Raw genomic sequence first — 17,045 nt, 5'->3', positions numbered from 1 at the left:
GAGCCGGTAGAACCGCACGGCGATTGCGGCTAATGAAAGCGGCATGGCTGATCTCAAACTGACGCTCGTGGTGGCTTGCGCGCTGGTCGACGCCGACAAGCGCGTCCTGATCGCGCAGCGCCCCGAGGGCAAGACGCTGGCCGGCCTTTGGGAATTTCCCGGCGGCAAGTGCGAGCCCAGCGAGCGGCCGGAACAGAGCCTGATCCGCGAACTCCACGAGGAGCTCGGCATCACCGTCGCCGAACCCTGTCTGGCGCCGCTGACGTTCGCGAGCTACGGCTACGAGACCTTCCACCTCCTGATGCCGCTCTTCATTTGCCGGCGCTGGGAGGGACAGGTCACGCCGCGCGAAGGCCAGGCCCTGGCCTGGGTTCGCGCCAACAAGCTGCGCGACTATCCCATGCCGCCCGCGGACATTCCGCTGATCCCGCATTTGATTGATTTGTTGATGTGAATTCGAAGCGGGCACCACACTCTCGGCGTCATGCCCGGGCTTGTCCCGGGCATCCACGATCTTCGTGCTGAACCGAGAGGCGTGGATGGCCGGGACATAGGCGAGCGGAAGCGACGCCGTCCCTCGGACGGCATGCCGGCCATGACGGCGGAAAGAGCTTACGTCCCTCCGGCCTTCTTCACCGCTTCCGCCAGGCTCGCCTTCGCTGATCCAGGCTTGAGCGGCTGCTGCTGGCTCGCATGCGGCGCCCAGCCGGAAAGCCAGATGATGTCGAATGTCGCACGGATGCGGCCGTCGGCGTCGGCAAAGCGTTCCGCGTAGATTTCAGCCATCCGCAGCAGCGTCGATCGCCGGCTGGGCGTGCGTCGCCGCTCGATCAGCACATTGGCGGCGCCCATGCGCCTGATATCCTGCATCAGCGCGAACGCGTTGGCGTAGCGCACCACGACGCGGTCGACATCGGTGACCGGCAGCGCAAACCCCGCCCGCTGCAACAGCGCGCCAACGTCGCGCAGATCGGCGAACGGTGCGACTCGCGGCGATACGCCGCCCTCGCATTCGGCCTCGGCGGCGGCAAAGGCCTGGCGCAGCTCGGTCAGGCTGTCGCCGCCGATCATCGCCGCCAGCAGCAGCCCGTCCGGCCTCAGCGCGCGACGGATCTGCGCGAGCACACCCGGCAGATCGTTGGCGAATTGCAGCGCCAGCGCCGAGACCACGAGATCGAGGCTCTCCGGTGCAAAGGGTAGCTTCTCCGCACCCGACGCATCGAGCTCAATGCGCTCGATCGAGGGCAGTCGCGCGCGCAGCACCGCGAGACCCTCGCCGGGCGTCCAGAGATCGGCCGCCGTGTGAAACTCCCGCATTACCGCGGCAAGCCGGTCGGAGATGTCCTCGGCGACCCGATCCAGCAGGAAGCTCGCGGCACCTTGCGCCTGCGCGCGGCGCTGTCGCGCGCGCAGCAAAGCACGATCGAACAAAGCGGGCGGGGTTTGTGGGTCTTGAGCCATGCCGCTGGTTACGCCGATCATGCTGGTTCTGGCAATCCACTGCGCGCGGCGCTAGCCTTGCCTCATGGAGCCGACACCGGCCCCCGTGTTCCAAACTAGCAATCCGCACCAGGCCCGCGGCGCCGGAGCGTCAAACGATGATCACCTGTTATCTGCGATACGAGATCCCCCCGGACAAGCTCGCCGAATTCGAAGCCTATGGCAGGATGTGGCTGGAACTAGTGCCAAGATTCGGCGGCATCCACCACGGGTACTTCCTGCCATCGGAAGGCGCCAGCGACGTCGCCCTCGCGATGTTCAGCTTCCCGAGCTTCGCGGCGTACGAACAATATCGGAAGGACAGCGCCGAAGATCCGGACGTCCAGAAAGCGATCGAGTTCGCAAGGCAAACGCGCTGCTTTCGCCGTTATGAGCGATCGTTCTTCCGGCCCGTGCTGCCGAAAGAGCCGTAGGCCGGGCGCGGACGAGAACAGCCCATTGACTTGAGCGTGGCGCAGGACGGCGCTAGCCTTGCCCAATGGACGCCGAGGCATCACCACCACGCTCCATTTCCAGCCATTTGCGCGGCGCGCTTCAGGCCTGCCGAGGTGTGATGGCGCATCTGCCAAGGCTTGCACTCGACATCGCGCTGCCGACGCTGTGCGTGTCCTGCCGCGAGCCGGTCGACGGCGAGGGCGTGTGCGCGGCGTGCTGGGCGCGGCTGTCGTTCATCGAACGGCCCTACTGCCCGCGGCTCGGCATTCCTTTTGTGTACGATCCCGGGCCCGACATGCTGTCGATGGAGGCGATCGCGAGCCCGCCGGCCTACCAGCGGGCGCGCGCCGCGGTGCGTTATGACGACGTCGCGCGCACCCTGGTGCATGCGCTGAAATACCAGGATCGCACGGATTTGGCGCCCGCCATGGGCCGCTGGATGGCGCGCGCGGGCGGCGAACTGCTCGCCGAGGCTGACATGCTGGTGCCCGTTCCCCTGCATTGGCGAAGGGCCTGGCGCCGCCGTTACAACCAGTCCGGGGCGCTGGCGCGGATCATCGAGCGGCAGAGCGGAGTGAAAGTGAAGGCTGAGGTGCTGCGCCGGGTACGCGCGACCGAGCAGCAGATCGGCCTGTCGCGGGCCCAGCGCGCCACCAATGTGCAGGGCGCATTCCAGGTATCCCCCGACCGCCAGGCGGACGTCCAGGGTCGGCGCATTGTCCTCATCGACGACGTCCTGACGTCGGGCGCGACGCTGGATGCGTGTGCGCGGGCCCTGCTCCGGGCCAAAGCGGCGCAAGTGGACGTGCTGGTGTTTGCCCGGGTTGTCGAGAGCCGGTGAAGTCCCATATAATTCAATGAATTCATGACATGAGAGCGCCAGACAAGATGACCGCTGCTGTCGAGATCTACACGAGGCCGGGCTGCGGCTATTGTTCCGCCGCCAAGTCGCTGCTGACCCGCAAGAAGGCGACGTTCACGGAGTTCGATATCGCCAAGAACCCGTCCTGGCGCCAGGAGATGTACGATCGCGCCGGCGAGGGCTCGACCTTCCCTCAGATCTGGATCGGCGGAGCCCATGTCGGGGGCTGCGACGAGCTCTACGCGCTCGATCGCGAAGGCAAGCTCGACGGCATGCTCGAAAGCGTCAAGGCGGAGTCATGAGCGACAACAGGACCTTCACGGCGGCTATGGTGCAGATGCGCACCGGCCTGATGCCCGAGCCCAGCCTCGCGCAGGCCACCAGGCTGATCCGCCAGGCTGTAGCCAATGGCGCCGACTACGTGCAGACGCCCGAAGTCAGCAACATGATGCAGCTCAACCGCAAGGCCCTGTTCGAGCACCTCCAGAGCCAAGACGACGACAGCTCGCTGAGGGCGTACCGGGCGCTCGCGGCGGAACTGAAGATCCACATCCATGTCGGCTCGCTGGCGCTGCGCTTTTCGGACGAGAAAGCGGTCAACCGCTCGTTCCTGATCGGGCCCGAGGGCAATGTGCTCGCGAGCTACGACAAGATCCACATGTTCGATATCGAGCTGCCTGACGGCGAGAGCTATCGCGAATCCGCCAATTACCAGCCGGGCGAGACGGCCGTGATCTCCGACCTGCCCTGGGGCCGCGTCGGCCTGACGATCTGTTATGACGTGCGCTTCCCCGCGCTCTACCGCGCGCTGGCCGAAAGCGGCGCGTACTTCATCACGGTGCCCTCGGCCTTTACCCGCAAGACCGGCGAGGCGCATTGGCACGTGCTGTTGCGTGCGCGCGCGATCGAGACCGGTTGCTTCATCTTCGCCGCGGCACAGGCAGGCCTGCACGAGAACAAGCGCGAGACTTATGGCCATTCGCTGATCATCGATCCCTGGGGCGAGATCCTCGCCGAAGGCGATGTCGAGCCCGGCATCATCATGGCAAAAATCGATCCGGCCAAGGTCGAGACCGCGCGCCGCGCGATACCCTCACTCCAGCACGGCCGCCGCTTCGGCGTCGCCGACCCCAAGGCGGGGCCGGATCATCTGCACCTGGTGCGGGGATCGGCATGATCCGCTACGCGCTCCGCTGCGACCGGAGCCACGACTTCGAGAGTTGGTTCCAGAGCTCGGCCGCGTACGACCAGCAGGTGAAGCGCAAGCTCGTGACCTGTCCGATTTGCGGCTCGGCCAAGGTCGACAAGGCGATCATGGCGCCGCGCATCGTCGGCAAGAAGGGCCGCGGACGCGCCACGCCCCCGCCTGAGCCCACCGCCACGATGACCGCGCCCGAAGCTGCGCAATCCGCACCGACCTCGCTGCTGATGGCGCAGGAGCGCGAGCTGCGCGCCAAGCTCAAAGAGCTGCGCGATCACATCGTGAAGAACGCCGACAATGTCGGCGAGCGATTCGCCACCGAAGCCCGCGCGATGCATTACGGCGACAAGGAGCACCGTCCGATCTATGGCGAGGCCTCGCCCGACGAGGCCAAGTCGCTGATCGACGAAGGCATCGAGGTGTCGCCGCTGCCGACGCTGCCGGAAGATCGGAATTAGACTCCCACCAACACCGCCACGCCGACCACGATCAGCACGATGCCAATAATCTCGCGCGGCGCGATCGGCTGCTTGAACGAATAGTACGCCACGCCTTGCGCGAACAGCACCTCGATCAAAGCGAGGGTGCGGACATTGGCGGCGGCCGTCAGCGCGAACGCCAGGAACCAGAACTGCGAGGCGAAGGCGCCCATGAAGCCGGCGAGCAGCGATGGCTTCCAAAGCCTCAGGATCGACTGAAGCACTTTTGGCGCCCGCCAGAGCAGATAGACCGTCAGGATCAGCGTCTGCACGAACAGGCCGAGCACCAGCGTGAACGATGCCGCAGTCACGAACGAGACATCAGGCACGTTGATGATGGCGCCGCGGAAGCCGACCGCAGAGAGCGCGAAGGCCGCGGCCGCGACGAGGCCGGTGATGGTCGGCTTCAATTCGGCAAAGCTCTTCTCGCCGCCGGGCCGCAGCGCGGTGATGACGACGCCGATTGTCGCGATCACGATCGCAAGCACCTTCAGCCATGTCAGATGATCGCCGAGGAAGACGAAGCCGAAGATGGCGGTCTGGATCGCCTCGGTTTTCAAATAGGCCGTCGTCACCACGAAGGAGCGGTCGTTCATGGCGAGCAGCATCAGGCCGGTCGCGACGATCTGGCTGAGCGCGCCGAGCAGGAGCCACGGCCAGAACACACCGGGCGGCATATCGAGATGATCGCCGGTGGCGACCAGCACCACCGCCAGGAAAAGCAGCGAGAACGGAAAGCCGAACAGGAAGCGGATATTGGTTGCGCCCCAGGTCCCCAGCGGCTTCGTCAGCGACCGCTGCATCGCATTGCGCGCGACCTGGCCGAGCGCGGCAATGACGGTGAAGGGAATCCAGAGGCTGGCGATGGTCAACATGGGTGGGACTGCGCTGGGAGCGAGAGGACGTTGAGTCAACGTGCCGCTCGCGCTCAAGCAGGTCAATCACGCGGATGTCATGGGTGCGATGCCTGCCTGACGAATTCGGTGTCGTCCTGGACAAGCGAAGCGCAGATCCAGGACCCATTACCCCAGGGAGTGGTTTGGCGAAGACTCGTAATTATCAGTTTTCGCCTAACTAAACCCTGGCTTTCGCCAGGACGACGCCGAATGTTTGGAAGCGGCAACGCCTCACACCATGCCTTCCGCCACCACCATGTAGTTCACGTCCATGTCTGACGAGAGGGTCCATTTGTCGGCGAAGGGGCTGTAGACGACGCCGGTCTGCTCGGTGATGACCAGGCGGTTGTCGAGCAGGTATTTCGTCAGCTCGTCGGGGGTGACGAACTTGTTCCACTCGTGGGTGCCGCGCGGCAGCCAGCGCAGGACATATTCAGCGCCGACGATGGCAAGCGCAAAGCTCTTCCAGTTCCTGTTCAGCGTCGAGACCACCATCAGGCCGTTCGGCTTCAGCATCGCGGCGCAGCGCTTCAGGAAAACGCCGACGTCGACGACGTGCTCGACCACCTCCATCGCCAGAACGATGTCGAAGCGCTCGCGCGGGTCGATCTCCTCAACCGTGGTGCAGCGATAGTCGATCGCGAGGTGCGCCTTGTCGGCATGCAGCTTGGCGGCCGCGATGTTGCTGACCGACGGATCGACGCCGATGACCTGCGCACCCAGGCGCGACAACGGCTCGCAGAGCAGGCCGGCGCCACAGCCGATGTCGAGCACGCGCAGACCGCCGAGGCAGTTGAGGCTGCGCGCGTTGCGCTCGAACTTGCGGCAGGCGGCATCGCGGATATACCCGAGCCGCAGCGGGTTGATCCGGTGCAGCGGTGCCATCTTGCCGTTGGGATCCCACCACTCGACCGAGAGCTTTGAGAATTTCGCGATCTCGGCGGCATCGACGGTCGAGCCCGGCGAGGTGCTTGCGGTTACGGAAGTATCTTGCTGCATGCTCATGGTTACGCGCGGTCCTACCGCGTGGTGATCGAACTACGGAAGGCGAGCGGCGAGGCGATGGTCTTGATCGTCTCGATCCCCTCGCCGACGCCGCGAATCGTCACGTCGCCGTAGTTGAGAATTCGTCCAAGAATGGTCTGATCGACATCGACGCTCTCGACCTTGTCCAGCGCCATCTCGAAGGTGCGGCGCTTGATGAAGCCGGTCTTGTGCACGACCCGCAAATTGGTCACGTCGGTCTCGGTGGTAAAGCGATGGAACCAGCCCTTCACAGTCCAGTACAGCGCCGCCAGAGCGACCAGGCCGGCCGCAACCAGACAGAGCATGACGAGCCCCTCGACGGTGGTTTGCCGGGACAGGACGAACAGGACCAGCGCCACGATCCAGGCCAGGATCGCCGGAAAATAGAAGATCCAGTGCGCATTGGTCGAATACAGCACCTTCTCGCCAGGCTGCAGGATCTCGTCGATATAGCGCGCCATGATCTCGGTTAACCCACTACCCCGCACCCTGCCCCGCAGGAACCCGCTTGCCCCCGGCCCCGCCGCTATGTATACGCGCGGTCGGTGTCCGCGAGGCCCGTCCAGTGCGGGCCACCATACTGATCCTTATGAAGGAATGCACGCGTCGTCATGAGCCGCCTCGTGATGAAATTCGGCGGCACGTCCGTCGCCAACATCGAACGTATCCGCAACGTCGCACGCCATGTGAAGCGTGAGGTCGACGCCGGCCATGAAGTGGCCGTGGTCGTCTCGGCGATGTCCGGTAAAACCAACGAGCTGGTGGCCTGGTGCACCGAGGCCTCGCCGATGCACGACGCGCGCGAATACGACGCCGTGGTCGCCTCGGGCGAACAGGTGACGTCCGGCCTGCTTGCCATCGTGCTTCAGGGCATGGGTATCCAGGCCCGCTCCTGGCAGGGCTGGCAGATCCCGATCACGACCAGCGACGCCCATGCTTCGGCCCGGATCGAGGGCATCGACGGCAGCGAGATCATCAAGCGCTTCAGGGAGCGCAAGGAAGTCGCCGTGATCGCCGGCTTCCAGGGCATCAACCCCGAGACCAACCGCATCACCACGCTCGGCCGCGGCGGCTCCGATACCTCGGCCGTGGCGATCGCCGCCGCCGTGAAGGCGGACCGCTGCGACATCTACACCGACGTCGACGGTGTCTACACCACCGATCCGCGAATCGTGCCGAAGGCGCGCCGGCTCGACAAGATCGCATTTGAAGACATGCTGGAGCTGGCCTCCCAGGGCGCCAAGGTGCTCCAGGTCCGCTCGGTGGAACTCGGCATGGTCCACAACATGCCAATTTTCGTCCGCTCGAGCTTCGACAAGCCCGAGGATATCGACCCGCATGCCAACCAGCCGCCCGGCACGCTGATCTGCAGCGAGGAGGAGATCATGGAAAGCCACATCGTCACCGGCATCGCCTTTTCGAAGGACGAGGCCCAGATCTCGGTACGCCAGATCGAGGACAAGCCCGGCGTGGCGGCGTCGATCTTCGGCCCGCTCGCCAATGCCAACATCAACGTCGACATGATCGTGCAGAACGTCTCCGAGGACGGGAAGACCACCGACCTCACCTTCACGGTCCCGGCCGCCGACTACACCAGGGCCAAGGAGACGATTACCGCGGCCAAGAGCCAGATCAATTATGCCCGGCTCGACACGGCTACCGATGTCGCCAAGATCTCGGTGATCGGCAGCGGCATGCGCAGCCATGCCGGCGTTGCCGCCCAGGCGTTCTCGGCCCTCGCAGGACGGAATATCAACATCCGGGCCATTACAACCTCCGAGATCAAATTCTCGGTTCTAATCGACACCGCCTATACCGAGCTTGCGGTGCGCACCCTGCACACGCTCTACGGTCTCGATCAGGCTTAGGCTAATTTTCTCTTAGCGGTCGCAGCAAACGCGAAGGTGTCCACACTTTCGCGTTTGGCAGGCGTTTTGCTTGGCAAAACAAGCCCCAATTCGCTATACGGCGAACTGGGTGGGCTGCCAGAAACTGTGCCCCAGTTGAGGCGGTGCTGATTCGGCCCAGGCAACCGCCGGGGCTGGCGCCGGACGAGCAAATTTGTTGTTTTTCTGGATTTCTGGGCGAGCCGCCGCGGGTCCTTTCGGCCCCGGCAGACGGAGGAGATTGACGGTTCATGCGGAGCGCGTCGGGAGGTCCCCGCGTCTTGTTGAGACGGCTCCGCGAAACCATGGCGGAGCAGGTCTCGGCCCAGGAGCGGCTGGACAAGATCGTGGTGCTGATCGCCGCCAACATGGTGGCCGAGGTGTGCTCGGTCTATGTGCTGCGCGTCGACAACACGCTCGAGCTCTATGCCACCGAAGGCCTCAACCGCGAGGCGGTGCACCACACCGTGCTCAGCGCCCATGAGGGCCTGGTCGGCCTGGTCGCGAGCGAGGCAACGCCTCTCAACCTAAGCGATGCGCAAAGCCATCCGGCCTTCTCGTTCCGCCCGGAGACCGGCGAAGAGATTTACCACTCCTTCCTCGGCGTGCCGATCCTGCGCGCCGGCAACACGCTCGGCGTGCTGGTGGTGCAGAATCGCGCCAAGCGCAACTATGTCGAGGAGGAGCTCGAGGCGCTTCAGACCACCGCGATGGTGCTGGCGGAGCTGATCGCCTCCGGCGAGCTGTCTGCGCTGGCCCAGCCAGGCCATGAGCCCGCGGCGCGCCATTCGGCGCAGAAGGTCGGCGCCATCCTGTCGGAAGGCATCGCACTCGGCCATGTCGTGCTGCACGAGCCGCGCGTGGTTATCAAGGACTACATCGCCGAGGACCTGCCAAAGGAGATCAAGCGGCTCGACACCGCGCTCGCCAAGCTGCGCGCCGATCTCGACCGCATGCTGGAGCGCGGCGACGTCGCCGAGGGCGGCGAGCATCGCGAGGTGCTGGAAGCCTACCGCATGTTCGCCAACGACCAGGGCTGGTCGCACAAGCTGCACGAGGCGGTCGCCACCGGCCTCACGGCGGAAGCCGCCGTCGAGCGTGTGCAATCCGACACCCGCGCGCGCATGCTGCGCTCGACAGATCCCTATTTGCGCGACCGGCTGCATGATCTCGAGGATCTCGGCTATCGCCTGATGCGACAGCTGGTCGGCCAGGATCACGCGCCGTCACGCGAACAATTGCCCGACAACGCCATCGTCATCGCGCGCGCGATGGGCCCGGCGGCGCTGCTCGACTATGACCGCAAGCGCCTGCGCGGCATCATATTGGAGGAAGGCACCGCCAATTCCCACGTCTCGATCGTGGCGCGCGCGCTCGGCATTCCCGCGGTCGGCGAAGTCCCGAACGCGCCTGGTATCGCCGATCCCGGCGACGCCGTCATCGTCGACGGCACCTCCGGCATGATCTATGTGCGCCCATCGCAGGAGGTCGAAGCAGCCTTCGCCGAGCGCGTGCGCTTCCGGGCCCGCCGCCAGGCGCAGTATCTGGCGCTGCGCGACCGGCCCTGCGTCACCAAGGACGGCCAGAAGGTCGAGCTGATGATCAATGCGGGTCTCGCGATCGACTTGCCGCACATCGAAGACACCGGCAGCGCCGGCATCGGCCTGTTCCGCACCGAGCTGCAATTCATGGTCGGCCAGAGCCTGCCGCGCACCAGCGACCAGCTCGCGCTCTATCGCACCGTGCTGGATGCCGCCGGCACCAAGCCCGTCACCTTCCGCACCCTCGACATCGGCGGCGACAAGGCGCTGCCTTATATGGAGGCGGTAATCGAGGAGAACCCCGCGCTCGGATGGCGCGCGATCCGGCTCGGGCTCGATCGTCCCGGCCTGTTGCGCGGCCAGATCCGCGCACTGCTGCGCGCCGGCGGCGGCCGCGCGCTGCGCATCATGTTCCCGATGATCTCGGAGGTGGGTGAATTCGATTCTGCGAAGGCGCTGGTCGAACGCGAACTGACCTATCTGCGCCAGCACGGCCACACGCTGCCGGAGCGGATCGACATCGGCACCATGGTCGAGGTGCCGGCGCTGCTTTATCAGCTCGACGAGCTCCTGAAGAAGGTCGACTTCATCTCGGTCGGCTCCAACGATCTGTTCCAGTTCCTGTTCGCGGTCGACCGCGGCAACGCGAAAGTCTCGGAGCGCTTCGACACCATGTCGGCGCCGATCCTGCGCGCGCTTCGCGACATCGCACGCAAGACGCAAGCCGCGAACAAATCGCTGTCGCTCTGCGGCGAGATGGCGTCGAAACCGATCGGCGCGCTGGCGCTGATCGGGATGGGCTATCGCTCGCTGTCGCTCTCGGCCACCGCGCTCGGCCCGGTCAAGGCCATGGTGCTCGATCTCGACGCCAAGAAGGCCGAGGCGATGCTCGGGCCGTTGCTGGACGCGCCCGCCGGCAGCGTCTCGATCCGGCAGAAGCTGACGGAATTTGCCGAGGCCGAAGGCCTGGCCTTGTAGCGGGCCTGTCGCCCCCTCCTGCCGCCTCGCCCTTTTCCGCATTTGAGACCGAACCGATGTCGTCACTCCCCGAAGCCAAACTGGACGTCCTGCTCGCGCATCACGCCTCACTCGAGGCCGAATCGCTCGGTCAGCTCGCCTCCGAACGCTATGTGCAGATCACGCGTGAGCTCGCCGAGCTCACGCCATTGATCGAAGCGGTCAAGACCTATCGTTCGGCCCTCAAGGAGCTCGCCGACACCGAGGCGCTGATCGCCGATCCCGCGACCGATGCCGAGATGCGCGCCATGGCGGAAGCCGAGCGCGGCGAGCTGACGCCGAAGATCGAGGAGTTGGTCCAGAAGATCCGCGTCGCGCTGCTGCCGAAGGACGCCATGGACGATCGCAACGTGGTGCTGGAAATCCGCGCCGGCACCGGCGGCGACGAGGCTTCGCTGTTTGCCGGCGACCTGTTCCGGATGTACGAGCGCTTCGCGGCCCTGCAGGGCTGGAAGGTCGAGGTGATCTCGGCCAGCGAAGGCAGCGTCGGCGGCTACAAGGAAATCATCGCCGAGGTGCAGGGCCGCGGCGCGTTCTCGAAGCTGAAGTTCGAGTCCGGCGTGCACCGGGTGCAGCGCGTGCCGGACACCGAGACGCAGGGGCGCATCCACACATCTGCCGCCACCGTCGCCGTGATGCCCGAGGTGGAGGAGGTCGACGTCGAGATCCGGAACGATGATTTGCGTATCGAGACGATGCGCGCCGGAGGCGCCGGCGGCCAGCACGTCAACAAGACCGAATCAGCGATCCGCATCACCCACATCCCGACCGGCATCGTGGTGATGATGCAGGATAGCCGCTCGCAGCACAAGAATCGCGCTTCCGCCATGAACATCCTGCGCTCGCGCATCTACGACGCCGAGCAGCAACGCCTCGACGCGGCGCGCTCGGCCGAGCGCAAGGAGAAGGTCGGCTCCGGCGACCGCAGCGAGCGCATCCGCACTTATAATTTCCCGCAAGGACGCGTCACCGATCACCGCATCAATTTGACGCTCTATAAGCTGCCGCAGGTGATGGCGGGCGAAGCGCTGGGCGAACTGACCGACGCACTGACCACCGAGCACCAGGCCGCGCAGCTCGCCGCTCAGGGCGCGGCGGCGTAGAGCTCGCGGCTTCGCGCTTTCTTCAGCGTGTCCTCAGCGTCTCTTGGCTCGAAACGCTCGCAGGATCTTGCCCAAACCGGGCGCGGCGGCGCTGAGCTCGTCCAGATGGATGCGCGAGAGGGATCGCAGCTTCCGCTCGCCCTTCGCTGTCAGCTTGACCAGGACGCGCCGCGCATCATCCGGGTCGGCTTCCCGGCCAATCAGCTTCAGTTTCGCCATGCGATCCACCAGCTCCACCGCGGTGTGGTGCCGGATCAGCAGGAAGCGCGCGATGTCGCCGACGCTGGCGCCGTCAGGGGCGGCCAATCCTTTGATCGCCAGCAGCGCCTGGTGCTGCTGCGGCGTCAAGCCGGCGCTCTGGGCCGCGGCTTCGCTGAAGGCCAGGAAGGTTCGGAGCTGATAGCGAAACTGCGCAAGCGCCCCGTAGTCGGCCTCGCGCATCGCGCCACCCTTTGTGGGCACAGCACGCGCCGGGCGTGTCGTCTTCCGCTTCGATGGGGCCATTCCCTGCCTGCGACGTCGAGCCAGCCGGTGCAACGGGCGGCCTCACCGAGACTAGCAAGGAAGGCCAAGCCGAACCAACCGACCGGCGCCCCGGACACACAAATATCGCCACCTATTCGAAGCTGGACAGCAGGATCTTCACCAGGATGACCTGGAACGCGATCGGGATACGGACGCTCTTTCGCCGGATCGAGCGCTGCAGCGCGCCGGCAATCTCGGCGCTGGTCAAGGCACCCGCGGATGCATTGCTAATCAACTCGGCCCACATCTGCGACAGCGAGCCGCCGGGCGGGATCACCGGCTTGATCGTCACGCCACAGCCCTGCGCCCAGTCGATGATTTCCCTCATCGTGTGAGGACCGCAATTGCGCGCGGTCGCGAGGCGTTCGGCCGTCAGCGCAAGCAGCAATTCGCGCGAGGGCGACCAATTCCCCTTCGGCGGTTGCTCGGCAGTGAGCTCGACCGCGAGTTCCTTGAGGACGTTCTGGGCGCGCACGCTCAGCTTCTGCATCGGACCGGGCGCGCGCTTCGCCTGAACGGGGCCGACGGCGGGCCCGCGCCGGCCGGCCGGCCAGTTGCGCGGATCGGGCATGCGCGAGGCATCGCCGGACTGCGGTGTCGCCCGCTGCCCGCTCACCTCTTCCGGCCACGCCGCCTCCTGCCGCTCCGCACCTTGCGGCCACGACCGTCGCTTTCGGGTACCCGCCACTGTCGTCTGCCGCGCCATTTCTCTCGCCGAACCCGCCAGCCTCGTACTCACAAAGGCTAATATATATCGTGATGCGATATGTTTTCACGAGATAATTTTCGGCGTTCGACCAAAGACGAAATTGACAGAAGGCGTTCACAAGCAATGCTTGCGCCCAAGAGCTACACGCGGATGTGACGTGCCCGGCGCGGACAGGCCTTCGAGGCCGGCTGCCGTCGGACAGGTCGTGCTTTGCCTGCAAACAAGAACGACGTTAGGAGGAAACGATCATGACTGACAATCTCATCCGCCGCGGCCTTTCGCGCCGTGGCCTGCTTCAGACCACCGCGGGCCTCATCGGTGGCGCGGTTCTGCCGGGGATGCCGGCGTTTGCCGAGGACAAGCCGGCGATCGGCTCCTACCCCGCAGGGGTCTCGGGCTCCACCGCCTTCATCGGCATCTCGGTGCCGCGCACCGGCACCTATGCCGTGCAGGGTGAAGACGAGCTCAAGGGCTACCAGCTCGCGATCGAGCACATCAATGAAGGCCACGAGCTGATCAAGAAGATCTCGCCCAAGACCAGCAAGGGCGTGCTCGGCAAGGAGCTGAAGTTCGGCGTCGCCGATTCCGCGGCCAAGCCGAACGAGGCAGTGCAGGCGCAGCAGCGCTTCATCAGCGAGAACAAGGCGATCATGATCACCGGCGGCACGTCGAGCGCCGTTGCGGTGGCGCTGAACAAGCTCGCCCAGCGCGAACATGTGATTTTCGTATGCGGCATTTCCGGCTCGAACGACACCACCGGCAAGGATTGCGTCCGCTACGGCTTTCGCCAGAACTTCTACGGCCAGACTGCGGCCGCAGCGATCGGCCCGGTGATGGTACGTGAGTTCGGCAAGGGCAAGAAGGCGGCGTATCTGACGCCCGACTACACCTACGGCCACACCGTTACCAAATCGATGCAGGACTTCCTGGCGACCGCCGGCTGGACCACCGTGACCAACCAGGTCGCCCCGCTCGGCGCCCCCGACTATTCCTCATACCTGCTGAACGTCGCCAACTCCGGCGCCGACGTGCTGATCAACGTCAATTGGGGCCACGACGCGGTACTGTCGACACAACAGGCCAAGCAGTTTGGCGTGCTCGACAAGATGAAGCTGGTCGTGCCGTACCAGGTGCCTTTCATCGCGCGCGAGACCGGGGGCCTGATGCAGGGCGTCTACGCCGCCACCGACTATTGGTGGACCATCGAGGACAAGTTCCCGCTGGCGAAAATGTTCAACGAAGCGTTCGAGAAGAAGTACGGCTACAAGCCCGAATGGGGCGCCGAGAACGCCTATGTCAGCTTCGCGCATTGGGCGCACATGTGCGAGCAGGCCGGCAGCTTCAGTCCGCCTGACGTGATCAAGACCTACGAGAAGGGCGAGACGATCCCCTCCCTGGTCGGCGACGTCCATTACCGCCCGGAGGATCACCAATGCGTCCGCCCGGTGATCATCGTCAAGGGCAAGCAGCAGAAGGACATGAAGAACAAGGAAGACTGGTACGACGTCGTCGAGATCGTCCCGGGTGAAGGCCTGATGCAGAAGCCCGACGCCTTCGGCTGCCATCTCGGCGACTACAGCTGAGACCTCGCCAACCCCTGTGACGCCGCGGACTGCACTCCGGTCCCGCGGCGTCGCCTTTTTCTGACGCGCAACATCGCGCGCCACAACAGCGATTGTCGCATGATAAGTTGGCCCAACCTCGTTTCACAGCTTTTCAACGGGCTCGCGCTCGGCGCCCTGCTCGCGCTGATCAGCTCCGGCCTGACCATCATCTACGGCACGCTCGGCGTGCTCAACCTCGCACACGGCGCGATGTTCATGATCGGCGGCTATGCCGGCTTCGTCGCCTATCAGTACACGGAGTCGTTCACCCTTGCCGTGATCGCGGGCTCCCTGTTCGTGATGCTGCTCGGCGTTCTCATGGAACGCGGCATCATCCGTCATTTCTATCATCGTCCGCACGAGGATCAGCTGCTCGTGACCTTCGGGCTCGGCATCTGTTTCGTCGAGCTCGTGCGCCTGATCTTCTCGAGCCAGTCGCAGCTGGTGCCGCCGCCGGCGCTATTCCAGGGCATCACCAATCTCGGCTTCATGTTCTATCCGACCTACCGCCTCGCCGTCGTCGGCATCGTCGCGATCGCCCTCGGCGCATTGTTCATCGTGCTCTACCGGACCCGGCTGGGCATGATTGTGCGCGCCGGCATCGAGGATTCGGTGATGGTGGATTCGCTTGGCATCAATGTCTATCGCGTCTTCATGGTGGTCTTCGGCATCGGCGCAATGGCCGCCGGCTTTGCCGGCATCGTCAACGCGCCGGTGGTGTCGCTGACACCGGGCATCGGTGACGACATCCTGGTCCAGACTTTCGTGGTGGTGGTGATCGGCGGCGTCGGTTCGTTCCCCGGCGCAATTCTCGGCGGCCTGATCGCCGGCGAGATCATCAGCGTCACCTCCATGTTCAACCCCGGCTATGCCTATGTGATGCTGTTTGCGGCGATGACGCTCGTACTCGTGGTACGACCGCATGGCCTGCTCGGCGTCCAGGGCCGCGAGTAAGCGATCACCTGATGCTCAAGCAACGCCCCTTCCTGATCGAAGCCCTGACTGCGATCGGCTTGATCGCAGCCCCCTTCGTGCTGCCTCATCTCGGGTTCGCGCCGAACACCGTGAACAGGATCCTGGTCTGGGGCCTGTTCGGGCTCGGCTTCGACATCCTGTTCGGCTTCACCGGCCTGCTCTCGTTCGGCCAGTCCGCCTTCTACGGCACCGGCGGCTTCGTCGCCGCCTACCTGCTGACCCGCGCGGGCTTCGGCAACGTGCTGGGCGCGCTGATCATCGGCATGATCGCGGCCGCAGCGACCGGCTACCTGATCGGCCTGATCGCATTGCGCCGCACCGGCATCTATTTCGCGATGATCACCGTGGCAATCGCGGAAGTGTTCTTCTTCGTCGAATTCAATCCACTTTCCGATTTCACCGGCGGCGAAAACGGCCTGCCCGGCGTGCCGACGCCGAGCTTCAATCTCGGCTTCATCTCCATCCACTTCACCAATGGCTGGTCGCTCTATCAGTTCATCGCGCTGTGCTATTTCGTCGGCGTTGTCATCGCCCTCAGGATCGTGCGCTCGCCGGTCGGCGCGGTTCTGAGTGCGATCCGCGACAATCCGCTGCGCGCCACGGCCGTCGGCCACAACATCCATGGCTACAAGCTGACCGCCTTCGTGATCGCAGCCGCTTACGCGGGCTTCGCCGGCGGACTGCTCGGCGTGCTCCAGGCCTTCATGCCGCCCGACGCCTTCACCTTCGACACCTCGGGCCAGCTCGTGATGCAGACGGCCATCGGCGGCAGGGGCACGCTGTTCGGACCGCTGGTCGGCGCAACCGTTTGGCTGTTCCTTCAGGACTTCCTGCAGTCCGCACTGGGCCTCGGCGCAGCCTGGAAGTTGGTGCTGGGTGTCGTGTTCGTGCTGCTGGTCTGCTTCCTGCGCGGCGGCATCATCGGCGGCCTTGCCGATCTCTACCGCCTCGTCTCGGGAAAGCGAAAGCAGACGGATGCGGAGATGGAGCAGGACGCCGCTGACACCGAGGCCAGGCTGCAACCTCCACCGGCGCCGATGCAGGCCAAGGAGGTCGAGCACCCCGCCTATTCCGGGCCGATCCTGAAAGCCACCGGCCTGACCAAGCGCTATGGCGGCCTCGTTGCCAACAGCGACATCGATTTCAGCGTCAATCGGGGCGAGCTGCGCGGGATCATCGGCCCCAACGGCGCCGGCAAATCAACCTTTTTCAAGATGCTGACCTGCGAGATCGCGCCGAGCTCCGGCCAGATCGTGTTCGAGGGCCGCGACATCACGGGATTGAAG

Annotated in this window: 18 protein-coding genes; 12 read left to right on the top strand and 6 right to left on the bottom strand. The window is 65.0% G+C overall.

Features of this window, described 5'->3' with window-relative positions; genetic code table 11:
* Positions 1 to 43: 43 nt before the first annotated feature.
* Complete coding sequence (locus tag IVB32_RS20975; protein WP_018452905.1) at positions 44 to 454, top strand: (deoxy)nucleoside triphosphate pyrophosphohydrolase; 411 nt, start codon at positions 44 to 46, stop codon at positions 452 to 454.
* 158 nt (positions 455 to 612) lie between these two features.
* Here IVB32_RS20975 and IVB32_RS20970 read toward each other — a convergent pair whose 3' ends face one another.
* Positions 613 to 1,482: a methyltransferase domain-containing protein gene (locus IVB32_RS20970; protein WP_026232416.1), complete on the bottom strand. Its 870-nt coding sequence runs from the start codon at positions 1,480 to 1,482 to the stop codon at positions 613 to 615.
* Between the two features lie 116 nt (positions 1,483 to 1,598).
* Here IVB32_RS20970 and IVB32_RS20965 point away from each other — a divergent pair, with 116 nt between their 5' ends.
* The 5 genes from IVB32_RS20965 to IVB32_RS20945 all read left to right on the top strand — a co-directional run bounded on the left by IVB32_RS20965 (position 1,599) and on the right by IVB32_RS20945 (position 4,456).
* Complete coding sequence (locus IVB32_RS20965) at positions 1,599 to 1,913, top strand: NIPSNAP family protein (RefSeq protein ID WP_007599187.1); 315 nt, start codon at positions 1,599 to 1,601, stop codon at positions 1,911 to 1,913.
* A 65-nt stretch (positions 1,914 to 1,978) separates the two neighbouring features.
* Positions 1,979 to 2,776, top strand: coding sequence for a ComF family protein (locus IVB32_RS20960; protein ID WP_026232415.1), 798 nt, complete (start codon positions 1,979 to 1,981; stop codon positions 2,774 to 2,776).
* A gap of 47 nt (positions 2,777 to 2,823) precedes the next feature.
* A complete protein-coding gene (gene grxC / locus IVB32_RS20955; protein WP_018452902.1) occupies positions 2,824 to 3,099 on the top strand; it encodes a glutaredoxin 3 in 276 nt (91 codons plus the stop codon).
* The gene (locus IVB32_RS20950; protein ID WP_018452901.1) at positions 3,096 to 3,974 is read left to right on the top strand and encodes a carbon-nitrogen hydrolase family protein; all 879 of its coding nucleotides are present in this window, start codon (positions 3,096 to 3,098) and stop codon (positions 3,972 to 3,974) included. Before grxC ends, IVB32_RS20950 begins: the two co-directional genes overlap by 4 nt.
* Positions 3,971 to 4,456 carry a DUF1178 family protein gene (locus tag IVB32_RS20945; protein ID WP_018452900.1) on the top strand — a complete coding sequence of 162 codons (486 nt, stop codon included), beginning with the start codon at positions 3,971 to 3,973 and terminating at the stop codon, positions 4,454 to 4,456. Before IVB32_RS20950 ends, IVB32_RS20945 begins: the two co-directional genes overlap by 4 nt.
* Here the strand turns inward: IVB32_RS20945 and IVB32_RS20940 are convergent.
* The 3 genes from IVB32_RS20940 to IVB32_RS20930 form a co-directional block, all read right to left on the bottom strand.
* Positions 4,453 to 5,352 carry an EamA family transporter gene (locus tag IVB32_RS20940; protein WP_018452899.1) on the bottom strand — a complete coding sequence of 300 codons (900 nt, stop codon included), beginning with the start codon at positions 5,350 to 5,352 and terminating at the stop codon, positions 4,453 to 4,455. The two genes, IVB32_RS20945 and IVB32_RS20940, sit on opposite strands and share 4 nt — an antisense overlap.
* 252 nt (positions 5,353 to 5,604) lie before the next feature.
* Positions 5,605 to 6,378 (bottom strand): bifunctional 2-polyprenyl-6-hydroxyphenol methylase/3-demethylubiquinol 3-O-methyltransferase UbiG, encoded by a 774-nt coding sequence (gene ubiG, locus IVB32_RS20935; RefSeq protein WP_018452898.1) that lies wholly within the window; start codon positions 6,376 to 6,378, stop codon positions 5,605 to 5,607.
* Positions 6,379 to 6,392: 14 nt separating this feature from the next.
* Positions 6,393 to 6,860 carry a PH domain-containing protein gene (locus IVB32_RS20930; protein WP_018452897.1) on the bottom strand — a complete coding sequence of 156 codons (468 nt, stop codon included), beginning with the start codon at positions 6,858 to 6,860 and terminating at the stop codon, positions 6,393 to 6,395.
* 150 nt (positions 6,861 to 7,010) lie between these two features.
* Here IVB32_RS20930 and IVB32_RS20925 point away from each other — a divergent pair, with 150 nt between their 5' ends.
* The 3 genes from IVB32_RS20925 (at position 7,011) to prfA (ending at position 11,946) form a co-directional block, all read left to right on the top strand.
* Positions 7,011 to 8,267 (top strand): aspartate kinase, encoded by a 1,257-nt coding sequence (locus IVB32_RS20925; RefSeq protein WP_085348397.1) that lies wholly within the window; start codon positions 7,011 to 7,013, stop codon positions 8,265 to 8,267.
* Positions 8,268 to 8,536: 269 nt separating this feature from the next.
* Positions 8,537 to 10,804 (top strand): phosphoenolpyruvate--protein phosphotransferase, encoded by a 2,268-nt coding sequence (ptsP, locus tag IVB32_RS20920; RefSeq protein ID WP_026232414.1) that lies wholly within the window; start codon positions 8,537 to 8,539, stop codon positions 10,802 to 10,804.
* A gap of 56 nt (positions 10,805 to 10,860) precedes the next feature.
* Positions 10,861 to 11,946 carry a peptide chain release factor 1 gene (prfA, locus tag IVB32_RS20915; protein WP_085348398.1) on the top strand — a complete coding sequence of 362 codons (1,086 nt, stop codon included), beginning with the start codon at positions 10,861 to 10,863 and terminating at the stop codon, positions 11,944 to 11,946.
* A gap of 33 nt (positions 11,947 to 11,979) precedes the next feature.
* Here the strand turns inward: prfA and IVB32_RS20910 are convergent, their stop codons facing one another.
* The gene (locus IVB32_RS20910; protein WP_345946345.1) at positions 11,980 to 12,387 is read right to left on the bottom strand and encodes a helix-turn-helix domain-containing protein; all 408 of its coding nucleotides are present in this window, start codon (positions 12,385 to 12,387) and stop codon (positions 11,980 to 11,982) included.
* A gap of 175 nt (positions 12,388 to 12,562) precedes the next feature.
* Complete coding sequence (locus IVB32_RS20905; RefSeq protein ID WP_247369915.1) at positions 12,563 to 13,159, bottom strand: hypothetical protein; 597 nt, start codon at positions 13,157 to 13,159, stop codon at positions 12,563 to 12,565.
* A gap of 269 nt (positions 13,160 to 13,428) precedes the next feature.
* Here IVB32_RS20905 and IVB32_RS20900 point away from each other — a divergent pair, with 269 nt between their 5' ends.
* The 3 genes from IVB32_RS20900 to IVB32_RS20890 form a co-directional block, all read left to right on the top strand.
* Positions 13,429 to 14,763 carry a substrate-binding protein gene (locus IVB32_RS20900; protein WP_018452891.1) on the top strand — a complete coding sequence of 445 codons (1,335 nt, stop codon included), beginning with the start codon at positions 13,429 to 13,431 and terminating at the stop codon, positions 14,761 to 14,763.
* Between the two features lie 99 nt (positions 14,764 to 14,862).
* A complete protein-coding gene (locus IVB32_RS20895) occupies positions 14,863 to 15,738 on the top strand; it encodes a branched-chain amino acid ABC transporter permease (protein WP_018452890.1) in 876 nt (291 codons plus the stop codon).
* An 11-nt stretch (positions 15,739 to 15,749) separates the two neighbouring features.
* The coding region (locus IVB32_RS20890; RefSeq protein WP_247411369.1) for an ATP-binding cassette domain-containing protein at positions 15,750 to 17,045 on the top strand (1,296 nt) is incomplete at its 3' end.

It is taken from the genome of Bradyrhizobium sp. 23, from assembly GCF_023073295.1.
GTDB lineage: Bacteria > Pseudomonadota > Alphaproteobacteria > Rhizobiales > Xanthobacteraceae > Bradyrhizobium > Bradyrhizobium canariense_D.
Note: the sequence above shows the minus strand (reverse complement) of the source record. Positions and strands in the feature narration are given on the sequence as shown.